Source organism: Bacillus sp. MC1252 (genome assembly GCF_056838025.1).
The window spans coordinates 208,084-224,521 of sequence record NZ_CM166369.1 but is presented as its reverse complement, the minus strand read 5'-3'; the positions used below and the strand labels follow the sequence as shown (position 1 = coordinate 224,521).

General features: G+C 41.7%; 18 protein-coding genes and 1 pseudogene. 6 read left to right on the top strand and 13 right to left on the bottom strand.

Annotation, left to right across the window (positions count from 1 at the left end; genetic code table 11):
* Positions 1-3: 3 nt before the first annotated feature.
* From ACYH0L_RS01295 to ACYH0L_RS01280, 4 genes are all read right to left on the bottom strand, one after another.
* Positions 4-564 carry a rhodanese-like domain-containing protein gene (locus tag ACYH0L_RS01295; protein ID WP_482354476.1) on the bottom strand — a complete coding sequence of 187 codons (561 nt, stop codon included), beginning with the start codon at positions 562-564 and terminating at the stop codon, positions 4-6.
* 46 nt (positions 565-610) lie between these two features.
* Positions 611-973: a rhodanese-like domain-containing protein gene (locus tag ACYH0L_RS01290; protein WP_099726205.1), complete on the bottom strand. Its 363-nt coding sequence runs from the start codon at positions 971-973 to the stop codon at positions 611-613.
* A gap of 15 nt (positions 974-988) precedes the next feature.
* Positions 989-1,471 (bottom strand): DsrE/DsrF/DrsH-like family protein, encoded by a 483-nt coding sequence (locus ACYH0L_RS01285; protein ID WP_099726206.1) that lies wholly within the window; start codon positions 1,469-1,471, stop codon positions 989-991.
* 126 nt (positions 1,472-1,597) lie between these two features.
* Positions 1,598-1,858 (bottom strand): metal-sensitive transcriptional regulator, encoded by a 261-nt coding sequence (locus tag ACYH0L_RS01280; RefSeq protein ID WP_099726207.1) that lies wholly within the window; start codon positions 1,856-1,858, stop codon positions 1,598-1,600.
* Between the two features lie 191 nt (positions 1,859-2,049).
* Between ACYH0L_RS01280 and ACYH0L_RS01275 the strand changes: the two genes are divergently transcribed.
* The 6 genes and pseudogenes from ACYH0L_RS01275 to ACYH0L_RS01250 all read left to right on the top strand — a co-directional run bounded on the left by ACYH0L_RS01275 (position 2,050) and on the right by ACYH0L_RS01250 (position 8,139).
* Positions 2,050-2,556 carry a hypothetical protein gene (locus tag ACYH0L_RS01275; RefSeq protein ID WP_367308238.1) on the top strand — a complete coding sequence of 169 codons (507 nt, stop codon included), beginning with the start codon at positions 2,050-2,052 and terminating at the stop codon, positions 2,554-2,556.
* Between the two features lie 64 nt (positions 2,557-2,620).
* Positions 2,621-3,112 (top strand): annotated as a pseudogene (locus ACYH0L_RS01270) (thioredoxin domain-containing protein); the annotation flags it as partial.
* 84 nt (positions 3,113-3,196) lie between these two features.
* Positions 3,197-4,684, top strand: a complete 1,488-nt coding sequence (locus tag ACYH0L_RS01265; protein WP_371930232.1) for a thioredoxin domain-containing protein — start codon at positions 3,197-3,199, stop codon at positions 4,682-4,684.
* Positions 4,685-4,836: 152 nt separating this feature from the next.
* Complete coding sequence (locus ACYH0L_RS01260) at positions 4,837-5,607, top strand: SurA N-terminal domain-containing protein (RefSeq protein ID WP_099726210.1); 771 nt, start codon at positions 4,837-4,839, stop codon at positions 5,605-5,607.
* Positions 5,608-5,830: 223 nt separating this feature from the next.
* Positions 5,831-7,165: a glycerol-3-phosphate transporter gene (gene glpT / locus ACYH0L_RS01255; RefSeq protein WP_099726211.1), complete on the top strand. Its 1,335-nt coding sequence runs from the start codon at positions 5,831-5,833 to the stop codon at positions 7,163-7,165.
* A gap of 92 nt (positions 7,166-7,257) precedes the next feature.
* A complete protein-coding gene (locus ACYH0L_RS01250) occupies positions 7,258-8,139 on the top strand; it encodes a glycerophosphodiester phosphodiesterase (RefSeq protein ID WP_230031207.1) in 882 nt (293 codons plus the stop codon).
* A gap of 43 nt (positions 8,140-8,182) precedes the next feature.
* Here ACYH0L_RS01250 and ACYH0L_RS01245 read toward each other — a convergent pair whose 3' ends face one another.
* The 9 genes from ACYH0L_RS01245 to ACYH0L_RS01205 all read right to left on the bottom strand — a co-directional run bounded on the left by ACYH0L_RS01245 (position 8,183) and on the right by ACYH0L_RS01205 (position 16,201).
* The gene (locus tag ACYH0L_RS01245) at positions 8,183-9,571 is read right to left on the bottom strand and encodes an amino acid permease (RefSeq protein ID WP_482354278.1); all 1,389 of its coding nucleotides are present in this window, start codon (positions 9,569-9,571) and stop codon (positions 8,183-8,185) included.
* Between the two features lie 218 nt (positions 9,572-9,789).
* Positions 9,790-10,548: a DUF4097 family beta strand repeat-containing protein gene (locus tag ACYH0L_RS01240; protein WP_482354277.1), complete on the bottom strand. Its 759-nt coding sequence runs from the start codon at positions 10,546-10,548 to the stop codon at positions 9,790-9,792.
* Between the two features lie 27 nt (positions 10,549-10,575).
* Positions 10,576-11,259, bottom strand: a complete 684-nt coding sequence (locus ACYH0L_RS01235) for a bacitracin ABC transporter permease (RefSeq protein ID WP_482354276.1) — start codon at positions 11,257-11,259, stop codon at positions 10,576-10,578.
* Positions 11,260-11,310: 51 nt separating this feature from the next.
* Positions 11,311-11,943, bottom strand: a complete 633-nt coding sequence (locus ACYH0L_RS01230) for a TetR/AcrR family transcriptional regulator (protein ID WP_482354475.1) — start codon at positions 11,941-11,943, stop codon at positions 11,311-11,313.
* A 127-nt stretch (positions 11,944-12,070) separates the two neighbouring features.
* The gene (locus ACYH0L_RS01225) at positions 12,071-12,961 is read right to left on the bottom strand and encodes a helix-turn-helix domain-containing protein (protein WP_482354275.1); all 891 of its coding nucleotides are present in this window, start codon (positions 12,959-12,961) and stop codon (positions 12,071-12,073) included.
* A gap of 99 nt (positions 12,962-13,060) precedes the next feature.
* Positions 13,061-13,666 (bottom strand): ABC-2 transporter permease, encoded by a 606-nt coding sequence (locus ACYH0L_RS01220; protein WP_482354274.1) that lies wholly within the window; start codon positions 13,664-13,666, stop codon positions 13,061-13,063.
* Positions 13,650-14,525, bottom strand: coding sequence for an ABC transporter ATP-binding protein (locus tag ACYH0L_RS01215; protein ID WP_327924641.1), 876 nt, complete (start codon positions 14,523-14,525; stop codon positions 13,650-13,652). Before ACYH0L_RS01215 ends, ACYH0L_RS01220 begins: the two co-directional genes overlap by 17 nt.
* Before the next feature lie 5 nt (positions 14,526-14,530).
* Complete coding sequence (locus ACYH0L_RS01210; RefSeq protein WP_099726218.1) at positions 14,531-14,902, bottom strand: GntR family transcriptional regulator; 372 nt, start codon at positions 14,900-14,902, stop codon at positions 14,531-14,533.
* Positions 14,903-15,073: 171 nt separating this feature from the next.
* The gene (locus ACYH0L_RS01205) at positions 15,074-16,201 is read right to left on the bottom strand and encodes a DUF418 domain-containing protein (protein ID WP_482354273.1); all 1,128 of its coding nucleotides are present in this window, start codon (positions 16,199-16,201) and stop codon (positions 15,074-15,076) included.
* Between the last annotated feature and the right edge of the window lie 237 nt (positions 16,202-16,438).

Below are 16,438 nucleotides of genomic sequence, written 5' to 3'. Positions count from 1 at the left end.
CTCCTATTTTTCAATCTGTCCTGTCCAGCTGTTCATGCCTGGCACTACATTGATCAATTGATGAAATCCTTTTTCTTTTAACTTTTGTGCGGCTAATTCGCTTCTTCTGCCTGAATGACAGATAAGGTAAATGAGTGTCTCACGGTTCAATTCTTCAGCACGATCTTCAACCTCGCCAAGCGGGATATGAACAGCACCTGGAATATGCCCCGACTCGTATTCATCCGGCTCTCGTACATCTAAAATAAACAAAGGCTGACCTTCTTCTACCTTCTGTTGAAAGGTGTGCAAAGACATTTCCGAAATCATTGGCTGCCCACCCGCCTGTGGAGCGCCGCCCTTTCGGATCAAATGATGGAGCACCTGTCCTTCTATTTTTGTTCCTAAAAATTCGTGACCTGCACTTTTTGACCAAGTCGCTAGATCCGCTGTTGACCCTTTATCGGTTGCTTGCACTTCAAGCACATCACCTGGCAATAGCTCGTTCATTTGTTTTTTTGTTTTCACAATCGGCATCGGGCATGCCAGTCCTTTTGCATCTAAAATCGCCGTTGGTTGCTGCATCATATTTCCTCCTTTATATAGGGGTGGGGGTATATTTTTAAGCCTATTACGCCTTTGAACGCCAAGCATTCATGCCACCCTTGATATTCGTAATATAGGTAAATCCCTGCTTTTTCAATATTTTGGCTGCCTGCATACTTCTCATCCCGCTCTGGCATATCACATAAACCTCTTTGTCCTTCGCAAGCTGATGTGCTTGCTCTTTTAACTGAGGTAAGGGGATGTTTTGAAATCCTTTGATATGGTTTGTTTGAAATTCTACAGGAGATCGTACATCAATCAGCTGTTGATCTTTACTATGCCGTTTATGCTTCATATCGGCTGCATCGATTTGTTTCACACCCCGTACGGGAAGAAAACGGCTCACCAGCAAACCGATGACGATGATGATCAAAAGTGTTTGAATCATGTGTTTAACACCTCACTAGATAAATAAATTCACATTCCCAATTTCAGCATCTGCTAAATATGCCGCTACACCAGCATATTGAATGTCATCTAATAACTCTTTCTCCTGTAATCCTAAAAGATCCATCGTCATTGTACATGCAACGAGGTTGATCTCCTGTTCCTTCGCCATATCAATGAGCTGCGGCAAGGTCATGGCGTTATGTTTTTTAATCACGTGCTTGATCATTTTCGGCCCCATTCCTGCAAAATTCATCTTTGACAGCCCCATTCGATCAGCCCCGCGCGGCATCATTTTGCCAAACATTTTTTCTAAAAAGCCTTTTTTCATTGGCACCATGTCATCCTTACGCAAGGCATTTAGTCCCCAAAAAGTATGAAAAATCGTCACCTCATGATCATAGGCTGCTGCGCCATTTGCAATAATGTAAGCGGCCATCGCTTTATCATAATCTCCACTAAATAAAACAATTGTCGTCCGTTTCTTCTGTTCTTCCATCATGCTCCTCCTTCAAATAATAATACCTACTGGGGTATATAAAAAGTAAAAATATATACTTATACTGGTAAGGGTATATTACAACAAGTAAAAAAATTCGTCAACCTTCAAAGGCTGAAAAATTTCTTACCGGCTTTTCACCAACAGCTCGACTGCCTCTTTCACAAGACCCTCCGTATCCTTGCCTTCTTCAAGACTTTCACGGACACATTGCTCAAGATTTGTACTCACAATCACACCCATTGCCCGATCAATCGCATTGCGTGATGCAGACAGCTGCGTCACAACTTCACGACAATCCTTTCCTTGCTCCATCATCGCAAGGACACCCTTGATCTGTCCTTCAATTCGGCGAAGACGGTTCTTCATCTGTTGATTATATTCCACCTTTAACACTCCTTTCTCTTTATCCTATGTTCAGATAGTATACCCTGAGAGGTATTTAGTCAAACTACTTGCATCTTCCTTTATAAATAAAGTAGTGAGCATATATGATAAGAATTGCATACTCCACCATAAATTGATAAAACGGAAATAATCAAATAACGAGAAATCATTCGAAGAAAAGGAGACAACTCATGACCTTACATCATTATATTGGCGCAAACAAAGAACTGCCGCTTGGTCCCTTTGGTCAAAATCCTACCTACAAACCGCTCTCTGAATTCAATATCAAAACGTTTGATAGAAGACAAAAAAAGGCCAAAACCTATCAAAAAGAGGAGCCATTGATGACAGTATTCGAAACGGAAGAAGATTTTGCTGGCATTCACATTGCTCATGTAGATCCCGTCTATGAAGCGGTAAAAGACAAATTCACACATCCCTATATTTATGAATTAGGCATCATTCATTCCCTTCACCCTCTTTTTCTTTTTATTGAAACAGAGCTGTCAAAAGGAGAAACCATTGAAATCTACTCTTGTGTAGACGGCCTGGAAACAAAAGAAAAAGAAGATCAATTGGACGTAGAGATTGACCTAAGTAAAAAACGATTTGGGAAGCATATATATTTTAAAGAGATAGATGAACTGATGTACATGTTCGAATTGGAACACTTACAATATGTGTTGGTGAAGAAGTAAAACTCATAAATCCCCTACAATTGAAGAATCTTATAGAACATAAAATGAAAAAAGCAGGTGACCCATGCCAAACAACCAAACACCCAACCCACTCATCACTGAAAAATCACCGTATCTCCTTCAGCACGCTCACAACCCAGTTCACTGGTACCCATGGGGGCAAGAAGCCTTCGACAAAGCAAAACGTGAAAACAAACCTGTACTTGTCAGCATTGGCTATGCCACTTGTCACTGGTGCCACGTCATGGCACACGAAAGCTTCGAAGATCAACAAGTCGCCGACATCCTAAACGAGCATTTCATTTCAATTAAAGTCGATCGTGAGGAACGTCCTGATATTGATTCCATGTATATGTCCGTTTGTCAGATGATGACGGGGCAAGGCGGCTGGCCGCTGAATGTGTTTGTCACGCCTGATCAAAAGCCTTTTTATGCGGGGACATATTTTCCAAAGAGAAGTGCTTACGGACGTCCGGGCTTCATCGAGGCACTGACGCAATTACTGGATGCGTATCACAACGACCGAGATCATATCGAATCATTGGCAGAGAAGGCGACAAATAATCTGCGCATCAAATCAGCAGGACAGACAGAAAACACGCTGTCTCAAGAATCCATCCACAAAGCCTATTATCAGCTCATGAGCAGCTTTGATACGCTTTATGGCGGGTTCGGTTCTGCACCGAAATTTCCTGCACCTCATATGCTCACGTTCCTTATGCGCTATTACGAATGGACAGGGCAAGAAAATGCGTTATATGCGGTCACGAAAACGTTAGACGGTATGGCAAACGGCGGTATTTATGACCATATTGGTTCAGGCTTTTCTCGTTATTCGACGGATGAAAAATGGCTTGTGCCGCATTTCGAAAAGATGCTGTATGATAACGCCTTGCTGATGGAAGCATACACGGAAGCCTATCAGCTCACTCAACAACCTGAGTATGAAAAGCTTGTCCACCACCTCATCCAATTTATCAAACAAGACATGATAAATCGTGACGGCTCCTTTTATTCAGCGATAGATGCAGATTCGGAAGGGAAAGAAGGGCAATATTACGTCTGGTCAAAAGATGAGATCATGACCCATTTAGGCGACGACCTTGGCGCTTTATTCTGCGCGGTCTACCACATCACAGAAGAGGGGAACTTTGAAGGGTGGAACATCCCTCACACGATTTCAACCTCATTTGATGACATCAAAGCATCGTTTTTGATAGACGACAAAACCCTTCAGTCCAAGCTGCAATTCGCTCAGCACATCTTACAATCCGTGAGACAGCAGCGTCCCGCACCGCTTGTCGATGACAAGGTGCTCACATCCTGGAATGCACTGATGATCTCTGCACTTGCCAAAGCAGGAAGGGTATTTGATGCAGAGGAAGCCATCAGCATGGCGAAGCAGGCGATGTCTTTTCTAGAAACACACCTCGTCCAACATGAACGACTCATGGTCCGCTACAGAGAAGGGGATGTGAAGCATCTAGGCTTTATCGAGGATTATGCGCATATGCTTTCAGCCTATTTGTCTTTATACGAAGCGACCTTTGAACAAGACTTTCTTGAAAAAGCGAAGACCGTTGCCGAGAACATGTTTGAGCTGTTTTGGGACGAGGAAAAAGGGGGCTTTTTCTTCTCAGGATCAGATGCGGAAGCGCTCATCGTTCGAGAAAAAGAAGTGTACGACGGTGCCATGCCTTCTGGTAACAGCACCGCACTGAAGCAGCTCCTCACGTTGAGCAGAATGATCGGACGGCAAGACTGGCTTGAAAAATTAGAGCAGATGTTCAAAGCCTTTTACGTCGATGTCTCTTCCTATCCAAGCGGACACACAGCCTTTTTGCAAGGGCTCTTGAGTCAATATGCCGCCAAACGAGAAATCATCATTCTCGGGAAAAATGACGACCCGCAAAAAGAGCGGCTTTTACAGGCGCTTCGAAAACGATTCATGCCATTTGATTTTATTTTGACCGCTGAAACAGGACAGGATCTGGCACAGCTCGCACCATTTGCAAAAGATTACAAAACAATCGACGGCAGCACCACCGTGTATATTTGTGAAAACTACAGCTGCCGCCAGCCGATCACCAATATTGATGAGGCAATTGAACAATTGTTCCATTCTTGAGTTTGTCATATGATGACTGAGAGAAGTCAAAATGAGGACAAACAGATAAAAAAAATGTCAATCCGCTAACAATTCGTCTATACGGTTTTATTTTTCCTCTAAAACGGTTAGAATGCGCACTAGATGTTCTCATACCGAAGGGAGAGAAAATGATGAAAAAGGTATCATATACACTCATCGCTTGTCTGTTATCTGTTGGGCTTGCAGCCTGCTCATCAAACGATGCAAAACAGGATAAGCAGAATGATTCAGCCAAAAAAAATGAAACAACGCAGGCTGATCAAAAAGAGCAGCAAAAGCAAATGGAAGAGATGCAAAAGAAATTAGATGCACAAAAAATCGATGATCAAAAGGTCGTTGCGACCGTCAACAAAGACAAAATCACAGGCAGTGAATACAATAGCGCCTTATCAACCATTCAAGGGCAGCTTCAGCAAACAGGGCAAGACCCAACTTCTAAAGAAGGTGCAAAAGAAGTCAAGAAACAAACCATTGATGCGCTCGTAGGTCAAGAGCTCATCCTGCAAGATGCTGAAAAGAAGGGCTTCAAAGCCTCTGACAAAGAAGTAGATAAGCAGCTAAAAGAAGAAAAGAAACAATTTAAAGACAACGCTCAATTCGAAGAAGCACTCAAAAAGAGCCGACTCACAATGGACCAGTTAAAAAGTGACATTGCCGACAGCATCAAATACAGCCAATATGTCGACAAAGAAATCAAATCAGCCTCTGTCTCTGAAAAAGATGTCAAAGCGTACTATGACCAATACGCAGAACAAATGAAAAAACAAAAGCAAAAAGCACCAGAATACAAAGAGATCAAATCTCAAATTAAAAAACAGTTAGAATCTCAAGAAAAGCAGAAAGAAGTACAAAAAGAAATTGAAAAACTAAAGAAATCTGCGAAAGTGAATGTGTCCATTTAACCGCTATGAAAAAATCCGCCATTGTGCGGATTTTTTTCGTCACTTCATGAATGATTTTTCCAAAATAATGACAAAAGCCTCATCATAAACATCTCCTTCATCCGATATGATGGGAGTACAAAAGAAAGCGTTATCAATTCTTTTGTCTCTGAAAAGGTACAAGATCACGAACAGATCTCAGACTTTTTCTTCAGTCATGGACATCTACAAGAGGAGGATTTTTATGTTGAAATGGTTTAAACCCGCTCCGCATATCGACAGGCTCGATGATGCCAAAACAGACGAGACCTATAAACGGCTGCGGCTGCAAGTCTTTTTAGGGATCTTTATCGGGTATGCGGGCTACTATTTGCTGCGCAAAAATTTCGCCTTTGCCATCCCTTATTTACAGGAAGAAGGGTTCACGAAAAGTGAATTAGGCTTTGTGCTAGCGGCTGTCTCCATCGCTTATGGCTTTAGTAAATTCATCATGGGCATGATCTCGGACCGCTGTAACCCGCGATACTTTTTAGCCACCGGACTCTTTCTATCAGCCCTTATTAATATCCTATTTGTCTCGTTTCCATGGGTGACATCAAGTGTATGGATCATGTTTTTATTCATGTTTTTAAACGGCTGGTTCCAAGGAATGGGGTGGCCTCCATGCGGACGTACGATGGCGCATTGGTTTTCGGTTAGTGAACGTGGAACGAAAATGTCCATTTGGAACGTCGCTCACAATATCGGCGGGGGTATCCTTGCACCACTCATCACGTTGGGTATTGTGTTGTTTGCGACTTGGAAAAGTATCTTTTTCTTCCCTGCCATCATTGCCATTATCGTCTCCTTCGTGATCATTCTTCTCGTACGGGATACCCCGCAATCCGCTGGTCTTCCGCCAATCGAGGAATATCGAAATGACTATCCGGCACAACAATATGAAGATCAAGAAAAAGAATTAACAGTGAAAGAGATTTTATTTAAATATGTACTCAACAATAAATTCCTTTGGTATATTGCCATTGCCAACGTCTTTGTGTACTTCGTCCGCTACGGTGTCGTTGACTGGGCGCCTACTTACTTAACGGAAGCAAAGGGGTTCTCACCAGAGCATTCACGCTGGTCTTATTTTCTTTATGAATATGCGGGCATTCCCGGTACATTATTGTGCGGGTGGATCAGTGACCGCTTCTTTAGAAGCCGGCGCGCACCAGCAGGCGTCCTCTTTATGGTTGGTGTTTTAATTGCCGTTGTCGTGTACTGGTTAAATCCTGCTGGCAATCCAATGGTCGATAACATTGCCCTGATCAGCATCGGGTTTTTGATTTACGGACCTGTCATGCTTATTGGACTTCAAGCCATTGATCTCGCCCCTAAAAAAGCCGCTGGCACTGCTGCCGGGCTCACAGGCTTCTTCGGCTATATTGGCGGCTCTGCCTTTGCCAATGCCATGATGGGCGTAGTCGTGGATCACTATGACTGGACAGGAGGCTTTATTTTACTGGTTGGTTCTTGTGTGCTTGCGATTGTCTTCCTGGCGATGACATGGAATACAGGAAAGCGTGTAGAGCAAGCTTAATGAAAATCACATAAAAGATTCATATCCGCCCAACATGCCCTTTACATCTATTTCTTATGATGAAGGCAGTTACCGTAAAAGGAGGATAAAATATGAAGAAAAGTAGATTACTTGCTTTCGTGTTACTCTCTTTTGCTTTACTGTCTTTTGCGTGGGTGCCGACCACCGTATCGGCACATGAAAATCTTTTATCTCCAGATCGTATCCTAACCGTAGCACATCGAGGAGCATCAGGGTATGCACCAGAGCATACCCTGGCTTCCTACAAGCTCGCCACAAAAATGAATGCAGATTACCTCGAACTCGACCTCCAAATGACAAAGGATGGACATCTCATCGTCATGCACGATGAAACCGTTGACCGGACGACAAACGGAACAGGCTGGGTCAAAGACCTCACACTTGCCGAAATCAAACAGCTCGATGCCGGCGCATGGTTTAACGACGCCAACCCCGACAAACAAAATGCCCACTATATTGGACAGCAAGTCCTCACATTAGATGAGGTGTTGCGCTATTTCGGCAAACGAGAGAATTATTATATTGAAACAAAAAAACCAGACCTTTATCCGCAAATGGAAGAGAAATTATTGGCCGCCTTAAAAAAACATCATCTTCTCGGAAAACATACTAGAAAAGGGCAGGTCATCATCCAATCCTTCAGTCAAGACAGCCTGCTAAAACTACAGAAACTAGCTCCGCACCTTCCAAAAGTCCAGCTATTAGACAGAGCCCAAATGACGTCCATCACAGACGATCAGCTCGGCTTCATCAAAACTTACGCAGTAGGTGTCGGACCAAATTTTAGAGCATTAACTCTTGAGAACGTGCAGCAGGTCAGAAGCCAAGGGCTCCTCCTTCACCCATATACAGTAAACAGCGAAGCAGACATGACCCGTCTTCTGCAATATGGCATCACCGGCCTTTTCACCAACTTTCCAGATGTCTTTCAGCGTGTAAAAGCCTCGCTGTAAACAACAAAAGCCTTGCGGTACATTCATTCCGCAAGGCTTTCTATTATTTCACTGTTTGATCAGCTGATCCCGCTTGGATTGGTTTTCTTTTTCCAATTCCAAATGCATAAAAGCTAAGCGTCACTACAATCAAGAACACAATTCCCACAATGAGAGAAATGCGTGTATCCTGATTAAAGAACATAAACACAAGAACCATCAGTAAGAAACCGATTGTGACATAATTAGAAAGTGGCGCAAGCGGCATCTTGAATGGGTGCTGATCAAGCGCTGCACCCTTTGCCCTTCTGAAGCCGATGTGACTAATTAAAATCACAAACCAAGGCACCATACCAGGAAGAACACTCGCACTATACACATACACGAAAATATTTGGCGGAGAAACATAATTCAGGACAACTCCTACCGCTAGACCGATCAGCACAGCAAATGTCCCAAAATACGGTACACCGTTCTTTGAAATTTTTGTAAAGAAAGCTGGTGCCTGTCCATTCACACCTAATGTATAAAGCATACGTCCCGCACTGAAAATACCACTGTTACAGCCAGACATAGCTGCTGTAATGACAACAAAGTTAATAATACCTGCTGCCGCTGTAATTCCAATTTTCGCAAACGTCGCCACAAATGGACTGCCAAGAGTATTCAGCTGATCCCAAGGGTACACGGTCACAATGACAAAAATCGCACCGATATAGAAAATCAAAATACGCCAGATGATGCTTTTGATTGCATTTGTCAGCGTCTTTTGCGGATTTTGCGCCTCACCTGCTGTAATCCCAATCAGTTCTACCCCTTGATAGGCAGCAATAACAAGAGACAGCGCAAACAAGAATCCACTAAATCCACCCGTAAAGAACCCGCCATGCGCCCAAAGGTTAGACAAACCAATCGCTGTTCCGCCATTTCCAAACCCAAAGAATATAATGCCTAAACCTGCAATGATCATCAAAATAATCGTCACAATCTTGATCATCGCAAACCAAAATTCAAACTCACCGAACGACTTAACCGAAACCAAATTGGCCGCGCCTAAAATGATCATCGCAATTAATCCTGGAATCCACGCCGGCAGCTCCGGGAACCAATATTTCATATAAGCGCCTACAGCAATAATTTCAGACATCCCGACAATGACCCACTGGAACCAGTTACTCCAAGCCGTCATATACCCCGCAAGCGGATGAATATATTGATGTCCAAATGTAGCAAATGAACCTGTACTCGGTTCAACATATAACATTTCTCCCATCGCACGCATAATAAAAAAGATAAAGATACCACATACTGCGTATGCCAGCAGAACCGATGGACCTGTCCATTGAATGGCCTTGGCTGACCCCATAAATAAGCCAACGCCAATCGTGCCGCCGAGTGCAATCATTTGAATATGGCGGGCACTTAACCCTCTCTTTAATTCCTTTTGAGCCACTTTTCTTCCCCCTCCTCAACAAACAACATAAAAATAAAAAATCAGAATTTTCATTCTGATTGAGAAACATCAATCTTTCGATGTATATTATCATAATAAATCTACCCTTAAAAAACAATTGTTTTTTTGAGGAAAACACTTTTAACAAAATATTCTGACATAAAAAGATGTTCAAATTATTTTATATTGATATACTGAATCGAAGACTGAAGATCGCTTCAAAGTAAATCACTTAACAGAAACTGCCCACCTCTTATGTCGATCTCGAAGGTCCTCTTTCCATTTTTATAAACCATTTTCTCCTTCTCATCAAAACAAGTAAAGTCATTTTGAAAAGCACCTGATCTTTTCTTCACATAACAAATAAATCCATCATTTTCCGGAATGGCCACTTTGACAGATGCTCCAGTTGAAGTAGATTTGAGTGAATGCAGCATAGTCGTAGAATGAATCTGTATCCTTCTACCTGTTGCCTTCAGATCAATATCTGCAAAAGCACCTAACATCTCCACTTTTGACGATGTGGCTCGCAATCTCAATATGTGTGTGATGAGCCGATGACTATAAATAAGTCCACCAACTGTCTGTAAATGGAGGTGCTTGATTTCACCCGTTAACATCGACTTTCCAGAAATCAATTGGCAATGGACATCCTCCATCTTCAGCCCATCTAGGTGAAGATTTGCTCCTTTACAATGAATAGACATGGACTGTATTTGTTTTTTGGGGAGATAAATCTCCAAATCCGTTTTATGAAGGTGGAGTCCTAAGCTAAACGTTCTTTTTCTTCTATCTTGAATCATCAGCCTTCCTTCCCGTACCTGATGATGTAGTAAATACCGATGAGGAAAAGCGTGATTCGTGGTTTGATGAATCAATAGATAAGGATGATCATGGTGGTGAATATGAACCTCTCCTAGCAGCCAGTCTAATGATAGTTCAAATACCGCTTCCTCAATTCGAACTGTATGCTCCACATGTCTCCCTCCTTTTCCCATCATGAATTACCTCGTTTGCCGCCGGCTGATGCTGCTCCACAATTCCAAGATCACAATGAAGACAGCTGCGATCATTACTCCTGACAGGACAAGATTCAATTGATCATTTCCATAGATGGCTATCGATACGTTTCCCAAAACAGCACATAGAACAATCGCCGTCAGGATGGTGATAAAAATAGATTTCATCATCAACCCCACTCTCATCGCAATCATGCCAATCCCATTGACACAACAAGTAAACACAAGAAACGTTTTGATAAAATCAAAAAGAACATCAGCCGTCAGCGTATCATGAACAATCGGGAAGAACATTTCAGTAACACTAAACATAACAAAAGAGGGAGTGATACTACACATCATCGCAATCGTTGAAAAGCACAGCATCCAGATCATTTTAGAAAGGAGTAATGTGGTCAAATTCGCTGACTTGGATTGATGTTCCTTATATGCAGTCATCACAACTCGCCAATACATCATAGCTGTTATGATAGAAAAAAAGATCATACATACTGTACTAGTTAACAAATAAATATTCGTATATTGCTGAAAACCCGGTTCTTGTTCAACCTGTGCAACAAACGCAACAAAATAGATCAATACTAGCAGCACAATACTTGCTATAAAACTAGCTTGAATGTAATGTTTCATATGACTTTTTCTTATCCCAAGTTTCATGAAGTGAAGCATAAAGCACCCTCCTATTACATGAATTTTTCTGTTTGTCTCTTTTCTGACCCTTTATGTTCCAGGCTGATCATACCCTCCAATTCCAGCATAATGCGCTGTCACCTTTTGTATAAATAGATCACTCACCACATCCACTCCAAGCCCTTTCATCATCTGTTGTAAAAAATGCAAACGCTGAACAGTGTCTTCTTGATCACGAACAAACAGCGTTGGATTCAGCCATATATTCACAAGAAGCATAAACACTTCTGCCACTTCACCAGGAAAAGCAGTCGTCATTGAACCATCTTCAATCCCTTCAAGAATTAGCCTTTTGATTTTAAGCGCATCCTGATTTACTCCTGCCTTCATCCCTTCAACCACAAATTGTGGGTTTTTGATCTGGTCAACCAAGATCCCATCAATCGAATGAGACTGTGGATCTGCGACAAGCTGCTCTAAAATACGTTGCAGCTTCTCTTTCCCATGAGCTGCCTCCGTATGCTCAATCAGCTCCTCAAGCTTCTGCGTCGCATAACGAAACTGCCGATCCATCACGGCGCGTAATATTTCTTCCTTCGATTTAAAATGATGATAAATAGCACCCTTAGACATATTTAATTCATAGATAATATCCTGCAAGCTCGTCTTTTCGAATCCTTTTTCCTGAAACAACTTCGTCGACACGTCCAAAATCTGCTGGATCGTCTTTTCTGGATATTTATTTCTGGCCAAATGAAACGCCTCCTTTTACATACCGACCGTTGGTATGTATATTATATGCTTCATTATAAACTGTCAATACAGGTTTGTATAGAACAAAAAAGACCGCTCACACGGTCTTCTCCAGCTCAAATTGTAAATTCACAGGAACATCTGGCAGTGACGATGTCTCCACCATATTGGTCGTAGGTGTTCTCTCATCCACTTCCTCAAATCGAAAACCGTCAGCCCATACAGTTCCATGACCACTGAGCAGCACCCCAAAATGAATGGATTCACTCTGAGAAGGGATATCTAATACAATCGAATATTGATTCCATTCCGTAGAGCCTGTCACAGGTCGATTCTGCATATTATCAAACTGCATCATATCGCCCTTTCCATCATCCACCCGCATCCAAATTCCTGCAGAAGAAACATCTTCTGTTTTTAAGAAAGCAGAGAGCTTAAACCGTTTCCCCACATAGTCTTTCGCCTGAAACCCTTGCATCATCGTCGCAAACTGTCCATCTTGGACGCCCTCTTTAGATGATAAGACACCTGATTGCTTCCCAGTATGGAACACTGCTGTATCAACACCCATCTCATACATATACGGATGTGAACCACTGAGCCCCCAGCCAGGCACTGCTTCATGTAATGTCATCGAACCTTCCTCCTTTTTCATTTGCATATCTCTCATCAATGTCCTGTACATTCCGGGAGGTAAAGAATAGAGATGCTTAAAAGCACGCGTAAAGGCTTCCTGCGATTGGAATTGCATCGTAAAAGCAATATCCAGAATCCCCTGATCCGTATACAAGAGAAGCTGCGCAGCTGTGGCTAACCTTCGTTTCCGCACATATTCTCCCATCGACAGTCCTGTTTCTTTTTTAAAAATACGGAGCAAATGAAAATGTGAATATCCCACTTTCTCAGGCACCTGCCTCAGCGACAGCTCATCCATCAAATGCGACTCTAAATAGGAAATCACCTCTTGCGTGACTTGACTGTACACCATCTCCCTCACCTCTTCTTGATCATAAAACAAAACGACAAGCACGTTTTGATCAAAATTGCGATCATGATCAACATTGAATCGATTCCGCTGAAATTCTTCTTAGAACACTTTCCTTTGATAGATGGCAGTAGAAAGTCCCCAAGACATCAAATAGATCAACAAAATCAGCACAACTGATCCGGTATATAGAATTGGAATTGATAAATTCATCACAAAATCAGTGATCACACTGAAATGCTCTACTAAAAAGGCCACAATCGGCGGTCCTATACGGGATAAAATGATAAACACAATGATCACTGCCATTGTGATATAGCCAGGCTTCAGGATATAAAACAAAGGAAATGTAAACGCTGCAAACAATAAAAACAGCCCACTGCCAAGTGCAATATCCGTCATCGTAAACAGCTTGCCAAAGCTAAATAATGCAGCACTTGTCAGCCCGATCGCGATAATCATATAAAAAATGGCGCCAAGATAACGTGATGCGATAATTTCTTTACGTGTATAGGGCAAGGAATTTAATAAGATATTCGTTTCTGCCTTCTCATCGTACGCATATGTGTTAAAAGGAATGAAGAAACTAGCGACTAGAAACGTCAATGCCGGATGCGCATCCATCATAATAAAAAATAGGATAAATGGCAGGAAAATCATCAGCTGCTTTTTCTGTAAAATCACATCACGTTTAATTAAATGAAACATGCTGCACCCCGCCTTTCAAGTAAAACATAATATCCTCCAGTGATGCCCGTTCCATGACAACAGCGTCCCCAAAAATATGATTCACTTCATCGATTCGATCTGTTAATGCTTCAAATCCTGCTGCTGTACGCTGAATATGGACAAAGGCCCTTTCTGTGTCTCGATCCAATAAATCCAGGCTTCCTTTCACCAGTGCATAATTCTCTGCTACATCATGAATCGACTGCTGAAAGACCAATTGCCCATTTTGAATAAACGCAATATAATCCGCTATCCGGTCTAAATCAGTCGTCATATGTGTTGAGAAAAATATCGTCCGATTCCCATCAATCATTAACTCTTGTAACGTGCTGAGCAGCTCTCTTCTAAATACCGGGTCTAAACCAGCAGTTGGTTCATCCATGATAATCAGTTCTGCATGATGCGACAGTGCAATCGCCAGTGAAGCCTTCATCTGCATCCCTTTTGAGAATGTTTTAATCGCTTTATGAATCGGCAGGCCAAACTGTTCAATATATTGATAAAAAAGCCTGTCATCCCAGCGTTTATAAGCAGGGGCCACAATTCGTTTGATGTCCTTTAAGTTCAGCCCTGGAAAAAACACATTGGCATCGTAAACAAACCCGATCCGTTCCTTTATCTCTTTTTCATGCGTGTGATAATCTAGCCCAAAAATCTTCACCTCACCCGCATCCGGTTTTAACAAGTTCATGATGATTTTGATGGTGGTCGACTTACCGGCACCATTTTCCCCAATAAACCCTGTGACAAAGCCTTTCTTCACTTGCAAATCAAGACCCTGAATGGCAAAGTCCTTGAATCGTTTCGAAACCCCTTTGAATTCAATCACATGTTCCACCTATCTCACTCCTCATATAAGAACTTTAATAATTGCTGCAATTCATCAAAAGATAAGCCTAATTCTTTGCCGTTTGATACAACCGCTCCAAGCTGCTCCTCAATCACCTTCAATTTTTTCTCTCTCATGACTTCGACATTTTGCTCCGCAACAAATGACCCCTTGCCTACAATTGAATAAATAAATCCTGCTTTCTCTAACTCTTCATACGCTCGCTTTGTGGTGATGACGCTAATTTGTAAATCCTTCGCCAGCTTTCGAATAGACGGCAGAGCTGCACCTTCAGCAAGCTCACCCGTTAAAATCATTGATTTAATTTGATTCGTAATTTGCTCATAGATTGGCTCCTTAGAGTGGTTGGAAATCGTAATTTGCATATAAAAACCTCTTTTTTCATTGTATCTTGTAGCGGTGTTGAATCGCGAATATTGTATATACACTATATATACATTATATACACACTGAAAGAATATTCAACCATTTTTTAATGTAATTCAACTAAAAAGCCGCACAGCCCTTCAGCTATGCGGTCTTTACAATAAAACGATTTATCTCCAATACACCCATCTTCCCATGAGCCATTCCACAGGACCTCTTCTCCACTTTTTCAAATAGAGATAGCTGATGAACAGCTGTGCTGTGTACAGACCGACAGCGAGCAGCAGTCCAAACAATGAGCCTATCTGTCCAAATAAACCAAGTCCATACGAATAAAAAATCGTTGTACAAATAATCGATTGCGCTAAATAGTTAGATAGAGACAAACGGCCAAGTCCTGCAAGCAGACGCTTTAGACCTTGGGCTGACTTTGAATAGTAAAAAACAATAAACACTTGAATATAACCGAGCGTCAGTACATAAGCACCTAACGTCATCACCATTTCACTCCAAGGGGCATCAATGAACGTCACACATTTTAGAGCGATCCCGATCAAAATCATCCATGCCCAGCCTTTACGGTAAGCCATCCCTCGATCTTCTTCAGTCAGATGCCCTCTTTTCCCAATTGCCATGCCAAGCAGTGCAAACGGACCAACCATTATCGTACCGAAAAGAAAGCCGAGTATCGGCATCAGCGTAATAGTCACGATCGCCATAATAATGGTGACAATCATCATATCGTCTTCAATCGTAATCCGGCTCAACAAAATATCGCCATATGCACCCTTTGCATACACATCAGTTAATAAATCATCATTTCCATACACAAAATTCATCATGTAAGGTACGACCACTAATGACAAGGCACCTAATATTCCCGCCCATATAAGTGTTGTTTTCACCCGGCTGCCCATAAACATCATCAAGAAAAACGTACAAGCTCCATAATAAAGAAGAATATCACCATTCCAAATAAATATGTAATGAAGCATACCAAGCACAATCAGACCAAAGCCCCGTCGAATCACGATGGCATTCGTATTCAGCCCCTTCGACTGCGTTGATTCAATCAGCTTGACAAAAGAATACCCAAACAAAAATGAAAAAATCGGATAAAACGACCCCTGGAACAAAATCTCCGTCACATATACCCCAAACTCCTGTCCCCACAGGCTCGAATCAAACATTTTCTCAAAATCATAATCATATTGAAAATTAAGCATATTCACGATCAAAATACCTAATAAACTAAAACCACGTAAACTATCAATTAACTCAACCCTAGAACCCTTCAACACGACAGCTCCTTTGAAAAATATAAATACATCTTTACAATATAATAACTCATTTATGTGAAAAAAGTTATATAATACTTAAATGAAATAAATTTCCTTAATTTATCCCTAACATTAACTTATATTTATTGAAGCCAAATTAGACTAGGGAAAAGATAGTTAGTTAATGAATTAATTGTACAATTAATATAATTATATTAATTATTATTACTTTATATTTTTTATCTCCTCTCTACA

What these genes read in the sequence shown, in the direction of transcription:
- ACYH0L_RS01220 (WP_482354274.1), bottom strand. Translation starts at nt 13,666, where the DNA reads ATGTTTCATTTAATTAAACGTGATGTGATTTTACAGAAAAAGCAGCTG.
- ACYH0L_RS01260 (WP_099726210.1), top strand. Translation starts at nt 4,837, where the DNA reads ATGAAAAAGGTATCATATACACTCATCGCTTGTCTGTTATCTGTTGGG.
- ACYH0L_RS01265 (WP_371930232.1), top strand. Translation starts at nt 3,197, where the DNA reads ATGAGCAGCTTTGATACGCTTTATGGCGGGTTCGGTTCTGCACCGAAA.
- ACYH0L_RS01295 (WP_482354476.1), bottom strand. Translation starts at nt 564, where the DNA reads ATGCAGCAACCAACGGCGATTTTAGATGCAAAAGGACTGGCATGCCCG.
- ACYH0L_RS01275 (WP_367308238.1), top strand. Translation starts at nt 2,050, where the DNA reads ATGACCTTACATCATTATATTGGCGCAAACAAAGAACTGCCGCTTGGT.
- ACYH0L_RS01210 (WP_099726218.1), bottom strand. Translation starts at nt 14,902, where the DNA reads ATGCAAATTACGATTTCCAACCACTCTAAGGAGCCAATCTATGAGCAA.
- ACYH0L_RS01285 (WP_099726206.1), bottom strand. Translation starts at nt 1,471, where the DNA reads ATGGAAGAACAGAAGAAACGGACGACAATTGTTTTATTTAGTGGAGAT.
- ACYH0L_RS01250 (WP_230031207.1), top strand. Translation starts at nt 7,258, where the DNA reads ATGAAGAAAAGTAGATTACTTGCTTTCGTGTTACTCTCTTTTGCTTTA.
- ACYH0L_RS01235 (WP_482354276.1), bottom strand. Translation starts at nt 11,259, where the DNA reads ATGCTTCACTTCATGAAACTTGGGATAAGAAAAAGTCATATGAAACAT.
- ACYH0L_RS01225 (WP_482354275.1), bottom strand. Translation starts at nt 12,961, where the DNA reads ATGGTGTACAGTCAAGTCACGCAAGAGGTGATTTCCTATTTAGAGTCG.
- ACYH0L_RS01290 (WP_099726205.1), bottom strand. Translation starts at nt 973, where the DNA reads ATGATTCAAACACTTTTGATCATCATCGTCATCGGTTTGCTGGTGAGC.
- glpT (WP_099726211.1), top strand. Translation starts at nt 5,831, where the DNA reads ATGTTGAAATGGTTTAAACCCGCTCCGCATATCGACAGGCTCGATGAT.